This window comes from Epibacterium sp. HA2-3 (genome assembly GCF_055693725.2).
Window position 1 is genome coordinate 1,944,836 of record NZ_CM172490.1, and the last position, 13,545, is coordinate 1,958,380.

Here is a 13,545-nt window from a genome sequence, read left to right on the forward strand (position 1 = left end):
CCTCAGACACCGCCCCCAGGGGCGGTGTTTTTACATGTGTCCCTGAAGCTTGGAGATAAAAACGCGACGCCCACTCCCCTGGGATGGGGAGTGGGCAAGCCAATCCAGAGAGCCGTGCTTTTCCAGTGATAACACATGAGGTTTTTCGCTTTGGGCTAGGGCCAAAGCGACCGGCGCCGCGCTCCCTGCGAGTAGCGCGGCGCCGAGCCCAAGCAATGGATGGGTCCCTATTCAAAGGGCACGGCGTTGGGCGGAAGCGCTTGCGCGCAAACACTGCCCAAAGGACCGCCCTGCCCTTTCAGCTCAGGTCAGTGCAGCCGGGGTTAGTCAGGATGTTCGTCGTACAGGGCGTTGGGATCTTTCTGCCCAACGCCTTTGAAAACAAACTTGAAGGGCAACACCCAAGCCACCCCTAGGCCCACATAGACGAGCAACTCGAGCCAGATCGGCGGGCGATCAAGCAGGTTGAGGATGGTCACAGCCAGCACGATATAGAGCGGCATCCCGACCAGGAGGATGACCAGGGCCCAGATGCGGCGGGCGCGGTAGCTCAGACCTTCCTTGGCCATCAGTCGGCAAACGGGTCCGTCACCAGAATGGTGTCGTCCCGCTCCGGGCTGGTGGACAGAAGGGCAACCGGGCATTGGATCAGCTCCTCGACGCGGCGCACATATTTGATCGCGTTGGCAGGCAGCTCTGCCCAGCTGCGCGCGCCCTCGGTGGACTCGCTCCAGCCTTCCATCTCTTCATAGATGGGCTTGCACCGCGCTTGCTGGTCTGCGGCTGTGGGCAGGTAATCGAGACGTTCGCCGTCGAGCTCATAGCCGACGCAGATTTTCAGCGTCTCAAAACCGTCCAGAACGTCGAGCTTGGTCAGCGAAATACCGTTGATGCCGGAGGTCGCGCAGGTCTGGCGTACGAGGCAGGCGTCAAACCAGCCGCAGCGGCGCTGACGGCCGGTGGTGGTGCCAAACTCATGGCCGCGCGTACCCAAACGTTCGCCATCGGCATCGGGTTTGCCGTCGGCGCCCAGCAGTTCCGTCGGGAACGGGCCTTCACCCACGCGGGTGGTATAGGCTTTGACGATGCCGAGCACATAGTCGATCGAGTTGGGGCCAATGCCAACACCGGTGGCGGCTTGGCCTGCGATCACATTGGACGAGGTCACAAAGGGATAGGTGCCAAAATCAATGTCCAGAAGCGCGCCCTGTGCGCCCTCAAAGAGGATGCGTTTGCCGGCTTTGCGCTTCTCGTTCATCACCTTCCAGACGGGTGCTGCGAAGGGCAGGATCTCGGAGGCGATCTCTTTCAGCTGTGCCACCAGCGCGTCGCGGTCGATCGGCTCCACGCCGAGACCTTTGCGCAGCGGATCGTGATGCTGCAGCGCGCGGTCGACACGCGCCTCGAGCGTGGCGTCATCAGCGAGATCCGCAACACGGATGGCGCGACGGCCCACTTTGTCCTCATAGGCCGGGCCAATGCCGCGACCGGTGGTGCCGATCTTGGTGCCCTTGGAGGCGGCCTCTTCACGGGCACGGTCCAGTTCACCGTGGAACGGCATGATCAGCGGCGTGTTTTCAGCGATCATCAGCGTCTCGGGCGTGATCTCCACACCCTGTGAGCGCACGGTCTCGATCTCTTTCATCAGGTGCCAGGGGTCCAGCACCACACCGTTGCCAATCACGGAGAGCTTGCCCCCGCGCACAACGCCGGAGGGCAGCGCATGCAGCTTGTAGACCTTCTTGTCGATGACAAGCGTATGGCCGGCGTTGTGACCGCCTTGGAAGCGCGCGATGACATCGGCGCGCTCGCTGAGCCAATCCACGATCTTGCCTTTACCTTCATCGCCCCACTGGGCGCCGACTACCACGACATTGGCCATCTCAGGTCCTTTGCATGCTGGGTTGAAACCGACGCCCCGTATAGCGAGGCGGCGCGGGCGAGGAAACCGGAATCTCGTCGCAAGACGGTTACAATCTGCCTGAGCGGCGCAGGGACAGGTCAAAACCCACCTAGAGGGCAGGCTCCCACCCGCCCCCAAAGGGCCAATCGCAGGCCACGCCCTTTGCTGTCAGCGCTAGACGAAAACGCATCACGGGAGGGCCGCCCCCGTTACGGTCAGCGCCGTCGGGGCCACGTCCTCTCTGTGCGTCAGCCGCGACCTTCGGGCAGATGCACCGGAGCACCATGTGGCGTGGACAGATAGGCCTCTGCCCAGTCCTCGCGCACGCGTGCAACCTCCGCAGGGTCGGCGTGACCCTGATCGGACATCAGACGCTCAAGCGTGGCGAGCCAAACGGTAAAGTAATCGTCGCCGCCATTGAGTTCGCGACTCAGACCGGCCTCTTTGAGTGCGGCAGAAAAACGCTCCACCCACTCGGGCCAGGTAAAGCGCCCGCTTTCATTGAGATGGACCGCCAGCGCAAAGGCCTGCGCGTGCCAGGGGGCCTCGAACGCGGGCTCGGGGCGCTGCATCTGATCAGCTGTATTCAGCTTGGTCTCGGGCACAGTCATGATGAAACCGGCTCCAGATAGCTTTGCCAGAGATCCAACACCACCTCATCATTGGGGTGCTCTGCCTGCGGCCAGAGGTCGCGCGCGGCAAAGGCCACCGCATAGAGGGGCTCGGGCGCCTCCCCCTGACCGTGAGCATTGGAATCAGGGAAAACATGCGTGCCATGCAGGCGCAGGATCTGCCCCTGAGCGTGGCTTGCGTAGGTGGGCAAACGGGTATGACCGCCCGCGACCAATCGGTTGCCACTCAGCCGCGTGCGCACAAGATCCCCGGGCTGATACTGCGCGGCGACCGGACTTTTGCGATCCGCAGGCCCACCCGCCGCAAGAACCGCGGCCACGCGATCGGCGGACAAACAGCGCTCCGCCAGCGGATGAGCGGGCTCCGCCGCGTCAGAGTCATTTGCGGCCTCATCCACATCGCTGAGGTCTTCGCGGCGCAATACACCCTGCGCCACCAAGAGATCCGCCAAGGCGGCCAGCCATTTCTCGTAGTAGCTGAAATTCATATAGTCCGAGGGGCTGAGGCATTCGCGCGCATGGCGCGAGATGTCGATATTCCACTGCCCAAGCGCCCCACAGGCCAAGGTCACCGCAAGCGCGCGGCCGTGCCAGTCCTCGGGAAAGACCGGTGCGTCCTGGGGCTCGGGCGTGATCGGACCATCGCCATAGCGCCCCCCCATATCGTGAATACGGCTCATGCAGGGGTCTCGCTCGCTGGGGTGGCAAGGGCGGTTCCGATCATCGAATCGCGGTTGACCAGGGTCATCAACGCCTCTTCGCTCCAGCCGTCAGTACCTTCGGGACGCATGGGCAGCACCAGATAGCGCACCTCGGCTGTGGAATCCCACACTCTGACCGATGTGTCCGCCGGCAGGGTGACGCCAAATTCCGCCAGCACCTTGCGGGGCTCGCGCACGGCGCGGGCGCGATAGGCATCGGATTTGTACCACCCCGGCGGAATGCCCAAGAGTGGCCATGGATAGCAGCTGCACAAGGTGCATACGACCATGTTGTGCCGCTCGGGTGTGTTCTCCACCACCACAACATGTTCCCCCTGCCGCCCGTTCAGCGCCATCTCATCGAGGATCTTGTCCGCATCCTCGAGCAAGGCGGCGCGAAACGCGGGATCCGACCAGGCCCGCGCCACAACACGCGCGCCATTTTGGGGGCCAACCTTGTTTTCGTAGGTGTCGATGATCGCGTCCAGCGCGGCCGGGTCAATGAGCCCTTTGCGGGTCAGAATCGTCTCCAGCGCTTTGACGCGCAGGGCAGGTTCAGAAGGAAGAAGACTGTGCGGGTGGTCGTGATGATCATGGGGCATGCGCAGATGCTGGCCGCAGGGGCGTGCCCCTGTCCAGTTGCAAATCGTGATGCATACAATCAAATCCTGTTGGCGCGAGGTTTTCCGCTCCTCAGGGCAAGACAGAAAAACTCCGCCCTTGCCCCGACCGGCAATCTTGCCTATGAACCGCCCGATACTCAGCCAACAGCCGCAGGGTCCTATGGAAAACGTCGTTCTCATCATCCATCTTCTTCTTGCGCTCGGCCTCATTGCCGTTGTTCTTCTGCAACGCTCCGAGGGCGGTGGCCTTGGCATGGGTGGCGGTGGTGGCGGTGGCGCCATGACCGGTCGTGCAGCCGCAACCGCGCTGAGCAAAGTCACATGGCTTCTGGCAATTGCCTTCATCGCGACGTCGATCACGCTGACCGTGCTGGCAGCACAGAAATCCGGGGGCTCTTCGATCACCGACAGCCTCGCGCCCGCTTCGCAGGATGGCACGGCGGATGTACCGACGTCGCCGCTGGGCAGCGATCTGCTGCCGCCGAGCTCGGGCGAGAACGCTCCGCTGGTACCCAGCGCCGACTGACATACAAAACCTTGATAGACTTGAGGGAACCGTAACAGCATCTTGCGGTTCCCTTGCGCATGCTTTGCGAATCTGATAACTGTTAAGTCCCGTGATGCTGCGGTTTTTGAGGTGTGAAATTTCACGCTGATCTTACCGCCGGGCAGCAAGAGATGCGGGGTCTTCCCCGGATCACGACTGAACCGATTTGGACCTGACACGATCTCACGGGGGCAGCCGAAAACATGGCGCGTTTCATCTTTATTACTGGCGGTGTCGTCTCTTCTCTGGGCAAGGGACTGGCCTCTGCTGCGCTGGGTGCGCTGCTGCAGGCACGGGGCTACTCCGTGCGCCTGCGCAAACTCGACCCCTATCTGAACGTCGATCCGGGCACCATGAGCCCGTTTGAACACGGCGAGGTCTTTGTGACCGACGACGGGGCAGAAACCGACCTCGATCTGGGCCACTACGAGCGCTTCACCGGCGTGCCAGCGCGTAAGACCGACTCGATCTCCTCCGGGCGGATCTACACCAACGTGCTCGAGAAAGAGCGCCGCGGCGACTACCTCGGCAAAACGATCCAGGTGATTCCGCATGTCACCAACGAGATCAAGGACTTCATCTCCATCGGAGAGGATGAGGTCGATTTCATGCTCTGCGAGATCGGCGGCACCGTAGGCGACATCGAAGGGCTGCCCTTCTTTGAGGCCATCCGCCAGTTCAGCCAGGATAAGCCGCGCGGTCAGTGTATCTTCATGCACCTGACGCTGCTGCCCTACATCAAGGCCTCTGGCGAGCTGAAAACCAAACCGACCCAGCACTCCGTGAAGGAGCTGCGTTCCATCGGTCTGGCCCCCGATATTCTGGTCTGCCGTTCCGAGGGTCCCATCCCGGTCAAAGAACGCGAAAAGCTGGCGCTCTTCTGCAACGTGCGCGCCGACAGCGTGATTGCGGCGCAGGATCTGAAATCCATCTACGAGGCACCGCTGGCCTATCACCGCGAAGGTCTGGATCAGGCGGTTCTGGACGCCTTTGGCATCGCCCCTGCCCCGCGCCCGACGCTGGACACATGGGAAGACGTGGCCGACCGCATCTACAACCCCGAGGGCGAAGTCAAAGTCGCCATCGTCGGCAAATACACCCAACTGGAAGACGCCTATAAATCCATTGCCGAGGCGCTCACCCATGGTGGCATGGCGAACCGGGTAAAGGTGCGTATCGAATGGGTCGATGCAGAGCTCTTCGACAAGGAAGACGCAACGCCATACCTTCAGGGCTTCCATGCGATCCTCGTGCCCGGCGGCTTTGGCGAGCGCGGCACCGAAGGCAAGATCAAGGCGGCGCAATATGCCCGCGAGCACAAGGTGCCCTACCTCGGCATCTGCCTCGGTATGCAGATGGCCGTGATCGAAGCTGCCCGCAACGTGGCCGGTATCGAGGAAGCAGGCTCCGAGGAGTTCGACCATGAAGCGGGCAAAAAGCGTTTTGAGCCCGTGGTTTACCACCTCAAGGAATGGGTGCAGGGCAACCACAAGGTGAGCCGCAGCGCCGATGACGACAAAGGCGGCACCATGCGTCTTGGCGCCTATGATGCGGCGCTTACCGAAGGTTCCAAAGTGGCCGAGGTCTATGGCTCCAACGCGATTGAGGAGCGTCACCGCCACCGCTATGAGGTGGACATCAAGTACCGCGAGCAGCTCGAAGCCTGTGGTCTGAAGTTCACTGGCATGAGCCCGGATGGCCGCCTGCCCGAGATCGTGGAATGGACCGATCATCCGTGGTTTATCGGCGTGCAGTTCCACCCGGAACTCAAGTCCAAGCCCTTTGATCCGCACCCGCTGTTCAAGGATTTTGTACGCGCGGCCAAGGACACATCCCGCTTGGTCTAAGCCCTGCGCATATCACCCAAAAAATCAGGCGCGTCCCTCGGGGCGCGCCTGTTTCGTTAGCAATTTATCAGCCGGTTTCTCTTATGCTCCTGAGTCGAAGTGACGACCAAACGCGGCACAGAATGGCCGCTGGAGACGACGATGCCAGAACCGGGCACCATAACGAGCAAAGAGCCCCGCGAAGAATTTCCGGTGATCGGAACCGAAGAGGTCCCCGCGGTGTTTTTTGACGGGGACAAGCTGCTCTTGTGTTACGAGGTCGCCGCCATCGAGGGCGGGGGCCTTGCGATTCTCGAATTCGACGAGGTGCTCGACTTCCGGGTGGATCCAATGAATGTGGACGAACTCTCTGACTCGCCCTACCCCGTCTCGGCCTGGAATATGACCGAAATCTGCGGCAGCGAGAAAGCCGCACGCTGGGCGGCAATGGATGCGCGTTACTGGAGCATCTCTTTCACCGATATGACCCTCACCGTCCTGTTTGACACCGTTCGACTGGCCGGGCGCAGCCGTGAAAAACGCCTGCCGCACGAGGCGTTGAAACATTTTATCGGCTCTTCTCTGGCCGCCTGAGGCCACGCCATGCCCCTCAGCCCGCGGGCGGAATGGGCTTGGCGCGACCCCATAGTTGCGCTAGCGTCGCGTCATGATCCGCGCATTTCGATCCCTCATCGAACGTCAGATGGCCAAGGCGGCCCAATCCGGTCAGCTCTCCGGGCTGGAAGGCGAAGGCAAGCCACTACCCGACCGAAGTGGCGAAGCTCTGGTCGACCCGGGCCTGGCTGCCGGTGTGCGCATCATGGCCGAGGCCGGCGCCGTCCCGGAAGAATTCCCTTTGAAGAAGCAGCTCGACGCCGCCCGCGCGGCCTACCCCAAGATCACCGATCCCGACGCCCGCAAAGCGGCGATGGCGGAACTTGCTGATCTGGAAATGCGCTACAATATGGCACGCGATGCCCGCAAAGCGTTTTTTCGCTGAAACCGCAGGGCGTTAGCGCAACCATTGCAAAGCATTTGTTGTCTCTGTCTTGGGCCACGGTATAGAAGTGGCAACAACATTATCCGTGCATTTCCCAAGGAGGCCGCGCGTCATGGCGACAGACCCCGCAATCCAACAGCAACAGTTTGACCGCATTGCAACCGGCAAGGGCTTTATTGCCGCTCTGGACCAGTCCGGTGGCTCCACTCCCAAAGCGCTCGCGCTTTATGGCGTGATGGAAGACGCCTATTCCAACGACGACGAAATGTTTGCCGAGATCCAGAAGATGCGCGCCCGCATCATCACCGCACCGGATTTTAACAGCGACAAGATCCTCGGCGCGATCCTGTTTGAAAAGACCATGGACAATGCCATCGACGGCACAGCTGTTCCTGTCTACCTGTGGGAAAAATGCGGCGTTGTGCCCTTCCTCAAGGTCGACAAGGGCCTGGCGGATGAAGCGAACGGCGTACAGCTGATGAAACCCATGCCAGAGCTCGACGCCCTGCTGTCGCGCGCGGTCGCTGCCGGTATCTTCGGCACCAAGATGCGCTCGGTCATCAAGGAAGCCAACGCGGACGGCATCAAAGCCGTGGTCGCACAGCAGTTCGAGGTCGGCCTGCAGATCGCGCGCGCGGGTCTGGTTCCGATCATCGAACCCGAAGTGGACATCAATTCTGCCACCAAGGCCGAGGCTGAAGCCTTGCTGAAGGCCGAGATCGCCGCACAGCTCGACGCGCTCCCGGAAGGCACCAAAGTCGCCCTCAAGCTGACCATCCCGAGCGAGGCCGGCCTCTATGACAGCCTTGCCGATCACCCTGCCGTGGTGCGTGTGGTGGCACTGTCGGGCGGTTACAGCACGGATGACGCCTGCGCGCGCCTGTCCCAGAACAGCAAGATGATCGCGTCCTTCTCGCGTGCGCTCACCGAGGGGCTCAACGTCGCGATGTCGGACGACGAGTATAACGCCGCTCTCGGCTCTAACATCGACAAGATCTATAACGCCTCGCTCTAAGCGCCGAGCCTGAAAGAAGCGCAAAGGCCGCAGTTTTTGCTGCGGCCTTTTCCGTTTCATTTCAACCGGGGACTAGCTTGCGACGCGCAGCGCGATCTCCTGTCCGCCGCCCCCTTGCTCCCCTGCCCGCAGCCGAAACACCTCAACCAGAGCGTTGAGCGCAGAGGCGTCGTTGCGCATCTCCACAAGCGCTGCCGTACTCTGTTCGACCATCGCGGCATTCTGCTGGGTGACTGTGTCGAGCTGGGACATCCCGATATTGATCTCTCCAAAAGCGGTCGATTGCTGCTCGGCGGCGCTTGCGACCTGCTCTGTCAGTTCGGAGGCTTCCTTGATGTGGCGCACGATGCTCTCCAGCATCCGACCCGCATTGCCGACCAGTTCGACGCCGCTTTCGACGTGATCGTTGCTGATGTCGATCAGCCCTTTGATCTCGGCGGCGGAATCAGCCGTGCGCTGCGCAAGATTGCGCACCTCAGAGGCCACCACCGCAAAGCCCCGCCCGCTTTCGCCGGCGCGCGCAGCCTCCACCCCGGCATTCAGCGCCAACAGGTTGGTCTGGAACGAAATGTCATCGATGATGGAGATGATCTTGGAAATCTGGACTGAGGAGTCCGCGATCTCGTTCATCTTTTCAACCGCATTGCGCACCACGGCGCTGCCTTCCTCGGCCCGCCTGCGGGTGGTATCGACCGCGTTTCGGGTCTGCTGCGTGGCCTCGGCAGAGGCGCGCATGCTGACGGTGATCTCCTCCACCGCCGCGGTGGTTTCCTCAAGCGTCGCGGCCTGGGATTCCGTGCGTTGGGACAAATCCTGCGAGGCATGTGACACCTCGGCGGCTCCGGTGTCCAATTGCTGCGCAGTGCTGCGGATTCCCTGGATCACCTGACGCAGCGCGCCAAAGGCCGCATTGAGACTCTCGCGCACGCCGTTGAATTCCGATGGGAAATTGCCAGTCTGCGCCGATGGCATTTCATGGCTCAGATCCTGCGCTGCCAGCGCTTCGATCGCCTCGGTGATATAGCGCACGCCGCGCGTATGCTCCTCCTGCATCGCCTCGGCATGGGCGTCGAAGATCAACTGTATATCGAGCGCCATGGCCCGCGACAGAACCCCAAGCAGCGCATGTGTTTCGGTCGCGCGCCGCATCAAACCGCCCGAATGGCGCTTGAGTATCAGCGCTTGGATATGCGCATTGGCATGGGCATAGCCCGCATTGAAAAAGGAGAACGGCAGCCCGATGCGGGTATGAACCCGACCGATGTTGCGCGCGGACTGGATATAGTCCTCGTCAAAGTCGCCCGAAAACAGGCGCGACCAGTGTTTGAGTTGCTCGCCCTTGGCGCGCTCCATCATGGCATCGGTCTTAAAAAACGCGGCCATCTCCGGCTCACGTCCGACGCGGTCATAAAAGTGGTCGAGAACTTCCGGCAAAAGCCCAAGGATCATCTTGGCCCGTTTTTGAAGCCGCGCCTGATTGGCGCCGTCCAGATCGTAGGTCGCGAGTAATGCGTTCATATCAAATGTCATAAGCTACTCCTCCGCAGCAACTCCCACCCAGCGTTCGTAAGATTACCGATAAAGTCTGGGATGTGGGGCATGAGCGTTATGGAGAAGATCCAAACGAAATCTGAACATTTCGCCCGCGCCTGTTTACTCGCGAAAAAAACCAAGCGTTAAACGTACAAAAAACCTGTTTCATGACAGTCGGTGTCGCCAAATAAACACGCGCCAGCTCTTTGACCACACCCGATAGCGAAATTTGGTCTCAGGTGATTCGGACCCTCAGAAACGGCCCGAAACACGTATTTCAGATGTGCGTTTGGGTCAGAATCGCGCCATTTTCGCCAATTTTGATCAGGGCAGGGCATGAGGCCTGCGCATGTTCACCCCTCGCGGTTTTCCTCAAAAGGCTCAGCGCAGACGTGAATAAGGGATGGGATAAATTTCACGCGCGACAAGCACGCGCGCGTTCCTCCGCGCTTAGTCCGTAGCGGTGGGCAAACCGGTCTCTGGCAGCCACGAGCCGGGGATCATCTGGGGTCATTCCAAGGGTGCGGATGAACTCGATCCGTTGCTGGGACTTGAGTGTTTCGCGATCAATGGCGGTGCCCATGGCGCGGTCGATCACCTCGCCGCCAGGGGAAACATGAAACCATTTGGAAAAGTCGCGGAAATGATGCTGATTGTGCAACTGGGTGACATGGCGCTCCACGCGGGTCTTGGTCACCGTCAGATGCGCCGTCATATGAAACCACTCATAGCCAAGAAAGGTCGCCACGCCCCCCACCAGCACAATCGCGGCGGCAAGCGACAGCGCATAGGCGGGTAGCACCAGCCACAACAGACCAAAGATCACCGCAAAGTTGACCACCAGCATAGGCACCGCCACCCAGATCGGGGCAAAGAACAGCTTGTGGTTGGTGGGGAAATCATGATGCCCATAGTGGGCTTGATATAGCAGGTCAAAGGCCCACTGCTGACGCGGTGGCTTCAGGTGGAAGATATAGCGATGCAGCCCATATTCATTGAGCATCTGCAGCCCGACCCCCAGCACCACAAAGCCCCATTGCCAGGTCGCGCCCTCAGCCCACAGGATCGCGATGCCCAGCGCCACCGCTGCGAGCATCACTGGCACCGAAGGGTGCGACAGCAAGAGTTTCAAACGCATCAGATCTCCTCCTCCCCATGATCTGCTTTGCCCGGGGGCCGCGCGCTGGTCTTATTTGAAGACGGGCGCGCGCTTTTGCATATTGGCCATGACGACTTCCATCTGCTCTGGCTTGCCGATCAGGGCGGCCTGCTCTTCGCTTTCGCGCAACAGCACATCCGCCGTGCTGGCCCCGCTCTCGGCATAGGCGATCAGGCGTTTGGCGGCGCGAATGGCGCGCGGGCCCTTGCCTGCGATCTCTGCCGCAAGCGCCTCGGCGCGCGCCAGAGGGTCCTCGGCCACTTCCGTCACCAGTCCCCAGGTCTCGGCTTGGGTGGCCTCGATGGGGGTCGCGCTGTAGGTCAGCAGACGCAGCACATCCGAGCGCACCAACTGCGGCAAGAGCGCCATGCCGCCCATATCGGGGACCAGCCCCCATTTCATCTCCATCACCGCAAGCTTGGCATCGGGCGCGGCAATACGGATGTCTGCGCCGAGCGCAATCTGCAGCCCCGCCCCAAAGGTCGCCCCCTGCAAGGCCGCAATCACCGGGATCTCAAGCGCGCGCCACATCATCGCCACCGCCTGAAAGTCATTGGCCTCCCCCTCGGTGCGATCCATGATCCAGCCGGTGTCCTGCATCTGCCCCATCGCGGCAAAGCTCATCACATCCAGGCCCGCGCAAAAGCTCTTACCCGCGCCAGAGAGCACCACCGCACGGGCATCAGAGGCGGCAACCTCTTTGGCGGCGGCGATCACGGCCGCCAGCATGTGTTTGTCCACCGCGTTCATCTTGTCGGCGCGGGTCAGGGTGACATGGGCCACATGGTCGCGGACCTCGACAGATACACGCGCGCTTTCCTCTGCCATCACGGCTCCTCCCTCTGGGTGTCGTCTTAATGTTGCGTGCAGCTTGCCGCGCTTCGGGCGTGCTTTCCAGCCTGACGCGAGGGCACGCCGGACCGGATCCTTCCCGGACCGCGACCTGATCTCGCCCGATCTGCCCTTGCCCGCCTGCGCGCGCGCCGCTAGGTCTTGGGCCATGACAGACAGCCGCCAAACCCCGCTCGCCCAATCCCTGCCCGCTTCGGTGCCCTTTGTTGGCCCCGAGACCCACGAACGCCAGCGCGGCGCGCCTTTTGTGGCGCGGCTCGGTGCAAATGAGAACCTCTTTGGCGTCTCCCCCAAGGCGATTGCCGCCATGCAGGCCTCAGCGGCAGAGATCTGGAAATACGGCGATGCAGAGAGCTACGAGCTGCGCGCGGCCCTCTCGGCGTTGCATGACATTGCCCCCGAACATATCATGGTTGGCGAGGGCATCGACGGCCTCCTGGGCAATCTGGTGCGGCTTTATGTCGGCACCGGCGATGCCGTGGTGACATCGCTGGGGGCCTATCCGACCTTCAACTATCATGTGGCCGGTTTTGGCGGCGACCTTCACACTGTGCCCTACAAGGACGACCACGAAGACATCAAAGCCCTGATGGCCAAGGCACATGAGGTGGGCGCAAAGCTGGTCTATCTCGCCAATCCTGATAATCCGATGGGCAGTTGGCATCGCGGTGCAGATATTGTCGCCGCACTCGACGACCTGCCCAAAGGCAGCCTCTTGGTGCTGGATGAGGCCTATGTGGAATGCGCGCCCGAAGGCACCGCCGCCCCGGTCGATGTGACCGACCCGCGCGTGGTCCGCATGCGCACCCTCTCCAAGGCCTATGGCATGGCGGGGGCACGCGTCGGCTATGCCATGGGGGCGGTTGAAGTCATCTCCGCCTTTCACAAGGTCCGCAATCACTTTGGCATGAACCGCTGCGCACAGATCGGCGCAACAGAGGCCATCAAGGATCAGGCATGGCTGGCTCATGTGCAGGCCGAGATCGCCACCGCACGCGAAGAGATCTCGCGCATCGCTCGCGAAAACGGCCTCACACCGCTGCCTTCCGCGACCAACTTCGTCGCCATAGACTGCGGTCGCGATGGCGCCTTTGCCAAGGCGGTCTTGGAGGCGCTGGTGGCGCGGGACATCTTTGTCCGCATGCCATTTGCAGCCCCGCAAAACCGCTGCATCCGCGTCAGCTGTGGCCCCGAAGAAGAGCGCCGCGCCTTTGCCGAGGCCCTGCCGCTGGCCCTCAAAGACGCGCAGAACGGCGCCTAAAGCGCAAGGCAAACGGTAAATCCTGCCAAAAGAGACCCTGTTTTACCGCCGGTTTACCCCTTTCAGGCTAGGCTGTTTCAACATTGCCTGCCTGGAGGGGTAAGAATGAAGCGCCACAACCTGAACCATGACAACACCGAGTTCCTGTCTGCCACACTCAGTTTTCTGGCCGTGAACCTATTGTGGATCTTCTTTGCACTCTGGCTGTTGTTTGGCATGGTCCCGGTCTTGCTGCTGGCAGTGACAATGAATCATATGATCAACCGCCTTGAGGTGCGCATGATCCGCGCCGAGCAACGCGCAGGCGAAGGTCAGGGCCGCACATTGGACAGGCGCGTCTGAGGCCCTTCCTCGCGCTCCTCCCTCTGCGCCCACATCAGCCGCTCCTGGGCTTTTGTGTCCGGCTGAAACACCAGCCCAGAGTGCTTTGGCAACCTTTTGGTGGCAGGCGGGCCTGAACCCGTCCACTCCGCATTTTCTACCCCGCATTTTC

15 protein-coding genes are annotated in these 13,545 nt (G+C 61.4%); 7 read left to right on the forward strand and 8 right to left on the reverse strand.

Annotated features, from left to right (window positions below; genetic code table 11):
• Window positions 1-323 precede the first annotated feature (323 nt).
• From ACZ1HH_RS09070 to nthA, 5 genes are all read right to left on the reverse strand, one after another.
• Window positions 324-569 (reverse strand): DUF2842 domain-containing protein, encoded by a 246-nt coding sequence (locus tag ACZ1HH_RS09070; protein WP_011539293.1) that lies wholly within the window; start codon window positions 567-569, stop codon window positions 324-326.
• A complete protein-coding gene (locus ACZ1HH_RS09075) occupies window positions 569-1,882 on the reverse strand; it encodes an adenylosuccinate synthase (protein ID WP_472636453.1) in 1,314 nt (437 codons plus the stop codon). Before ACZ1HH_RS09075 ends, ACZ1HH_RS09070 begins: the two co-directional genes overlap by 1 nt.
• Before the next feature lie 269 nt (window positions 1,883-2,151).
• Entirely contained in the window at window positions 2,152-2,514 is a 363-nt protein-coding gene (locus ACZ1HH_RS09080; protein WP_472636454.1) for a nitrile hydratase accessory protein, read from the reverse strand.
• On the reverse strand, window positions 2,511-3,215 hold the full coding sequence (gene nthB / locus ACZ1HH_RS09085; RefSeq protein ID WP_472636455.1) for a nitrile hydratase subunit beta: 705 nt from the start codon (window positions 3,213-3,215) through the stop codon (window positions 2,511-2,513). The genes ACZ1HH_RS09080 and nthB overlap by 4 nt, the downstream gene beginning before the upstream one ends.
• Window positions 3,212-3,838, reverse strand: a complete 627-nt coding sequence (gene nthA / locus ACZ1HH_RS09090) for a nitrile hydratase subunit alpha (RefSeq protein ID WP_487320249.1) — start codon at window positions 3,836-3,838, stop codon at window positions 3,212-3,214. The genes nthB and nthA overlap by 4 nt, the downstream gene beginning before the upstream one ends.
• 181 nt (window positions 3,839-4,019) lie before the next feature.
• Here nthA and secG point away from each other — a divergent pair, with 181 nt between their 5' ends.
• The 5 genes from secG to ACZ1HH_RS09115 all read left to right on the forward strand — a co-directional run bounded on the left by secG (window position 4,020) and on the right by ACZ1HH_RS09115 (window position 8,247).
• Window positions 4,020-4,385 carry a preprotein translocase subunit SecG gene (secG, locus tag ACZ1HH_RS09095; RefSeq protein ID WP_044026833.1) on the forward strand — a complete coding sequence of 122 codons (366 nt, stop codon included), beginning with the start codon at window positions 4,020-4,022 and terminating at the stop codon, window positions 4,383-4,385.
• A 224-nt stretch (window positions 4,386-4,609) separates the two neighbouring features.
• Window positions 4,610-6,253 carry a CTP synthase gene (pyrG, locus tag ACZ1HH_RS09100; RefSeq protein WP_011539298.1) on the forward strand — a complete coding sequence of 548 codons (1,644 nt, stop codon included), beginning with the start codon at window positions 4,610-4,612 and terminating at the stop codon, window positions 6,251-6,253.
• A gap of 99 nt (window positions 6,254-6,352) precedes the next feature.
• Window positions 6,353-6,826 (forward strand): hypothetical protein, encoded by a 474-nt coding sequence (locus tag ACZ1HH_RS09105; RefSeq protein ID WP_472636457.1) that lies wholly within the window; start codon window positions 6,353-6,355, stop codon window positions 6,824-6,826.
• A 73-nt stretch (window positions 6,827-6,899) separates the two neighbouring features.
• The gene (locus tag ACZ1HH_RS09110; RefSeq protein ID WP_011539300.1) at window positions 6,900-7,232 is read left to right on the forward strand and encodes a DnaJ family domain-containing protein; all 333 of its coding nucleotides are present in this window, start codon (window positions 6,900-6,902) and stop codon (window positions 7,230-7,232) included.
• Window positions 7,233-7,344: 112 nt separating this feature from the next.
• Entirely contained in the window at window positions 7,345-8,247 is a 903-nt protein-coding gene (locus ACZ1HH_RS09115; protein ID WP_472636458.1) for a fructose bisphosphate aldolase, read from the forward strand.
• A 72-nt stretch (window positions 8,248-8,319) separates the two neighbouring features.
• Here ACZ1HH_RS09115 and ACZ1HH_RS09120 read toward each other — a convergent pair whose 3' ends face one another.
• The 3 genes from ACZ1HH_RS09120 to ACZ1HH_RS09130 all read right to left on the reverse strand — a co-directional run bounded on the left by ACZ1HH_RS09120 (window position 8,320) and on the right by ACZ1HH_RS09130 (window position 11,767).
• Window positions 8,320-9,777, reverse strand: coding sequence for a methyl-accepting chemotaxis protein (locus ACZ1HH_RS09120; protein ID WP_472636459.1), 1,458 nt, complete (start codon window positions 9,775-9,777; stop codon window positions 8,320-8,322).
• A 418-nt stretch (window positions 9,778-10,195) separates the two neighbouring features.
• Window positions 10,196-10,918 (reverse strand): sterol desaturase family protein, encoded by a 723-nt coding sequence (locus tag ACZ1HH_RS09125; protein ID WP_011539304.1) that lies wholly within the window; start codon window positions 10,916-10,918, stop codon window positions 10,196-10,198.
• Between the two features lie 51 nt (window positions 10,919-10,969).
• Window positions 10,970-11,767 carry a crotonase/enoyl-CoA hydratase family protein gene (locus ACZ1HH_RS09130; RefSeq protein ID WP_472636460.1) on the reverse strand — a complete coding sequence of 266 codons (798 nt, stop codon included), beginning with the start codon at window positions 11,765-11,767 and terminating at the stop codon, window positions 10,970-10,972.
• A gap of 172 nt (window positions 11,768-11,939) precedes the next feature.
• On the opposite strand from ACZ1HH_RS09130, the gene ACZ1HH_RS09135 reads away from it, so the two are divergent.
• Together ACZ1HH_RS09135 and ACZ1HH_RS09140 are read left to right on the forward strand one after the other, a co-directional pair.
• Complete coding sequence (locus ACZ1HH_RS09135; protein WP_472636461.1) at window positions 11,940-13,052, forward strand: pyridoxal phosphate-dependent aminotransferase; 1,113 nt, start codon at window positions 11,940-11,942, stop codon at window positions 13,050-13,052.
• Between the two features lie 105 nt (window positions 13,053-13,157).
• Window positions 13,158-13,394, forward strand: coding sequence for a hypothetical protein (locus ACZ1HH_RS09140; RefSeq protein ID WP_168610152.1), 237 nt, complete (start codon window positions 13,158-13,160; stop codon window positions 13,392-13,394).
• Window positions 13,395-13,545 lie beyond the last annotated feature (151 nt).

Excerpts from the sequence above, each read along its gene's own strand:
- ACZ1HH_RS09070 (WP_011539293.1), bottom strand. The coding sequence starts at position 569 with ATGGCCAAGGAAGGTCTGAGCTACCGCGCCCGCCGCATCTGGGCCCTG.
- ACZ1HH_RS09075 (WP_472636453.1), bottom strand. The coding sequence starts at position 1,882 with ATGGCCAATGTCGTGGTAGTCGGCGCCCAGTGGGGCGATGAAGGTAAA.
- ACZ1HH_RS09080 (WP_472636454.1), bottom strand. The coding sequence starts at position 2,514 with ATGACTGTGCCCGAGACCAAGCTGAATACAGCTGATCAGATGCAGCGC.
- nthB (WP_472636455.1), bottom strand. The coding sequence starts at position 3,215 with ATGAGCCGTATTCACGATATGGGGGGGCGCTATGGCGATGGTCCGATC.
- nthA (WP_487320249.1), bottom strand. The coding sequence starts at position 3,838 with ATGCCCCATGATCATCACGACCACCCGCACAGTCTTCTTCCTTCTGAA.
- secG (WP_044026833.1), top strand. The coding sequence starts at position 4,020 with ATGGAAAACGTCGTTCTCATCATCCATCTTCTTCTTGCGCTCGGCCTC.
- pyrG (WP_011539298.1), top strand. The coding sequence starts at position 4,610 with ATGGCGCGTTTCATCTTTATTACTGGCGGTGTCGTCTCTTCTCTGGGC.
- ACZ1HH_RS09110 (WP_011539300.1), top strand. The coding sequence starts at position 6,900 with ATGATCCGCGCATTTCGATCCCTCATCGAACGTCAGATGGCCAAGGCG.
- ACZ1HH_RS09115 (WP_472636458.1), top strand. The coding sequence starts at position 7,345 with ATGGCGACAGACCCCGCAATCCAACAGCAACAGTTTGACCGCATTGCA.
- ACZ1HH_RS09120 (WP_472636459.1), bottom strand. The coding sequence starts at position 9,777 with ATGACATTTGATATGAACGCATTACTCGCGACCTACGATCTGGACGGC.
- ACZ1HH_RS09125 (WP_011539304.1), bottom strand. The coding sequence starts at position 10,918 with ATGCGTTTGAAACTCTTGCTGTCGCACCCTTCGGTGCCAGTGATGCTC.
- ACZ1HH_RS09130 (WP_472636460.1), bottom strand. The coding sequence starts at position 11,767 with ATGGCAGAGGAAAGCGCGCGTGTATCTGTCGAGGTCCGCGACCATGTG.
- ACZ1HH_RS09135 (WP_472636461.1), top strand. The coding sequence starts at position 11,940 with ATGACAGACAGCCGCCAAACCCCGCTCGCCCAATCCCTGCCCGCTTCG.
- ACZ1HH_RS09140 (WP_168610152.1), top strand. The coding sequence starts at position 13,158 with ATGAAGCGCCACAACCTGAACCATGACAACACCGAGTTCCTGTCTGCC.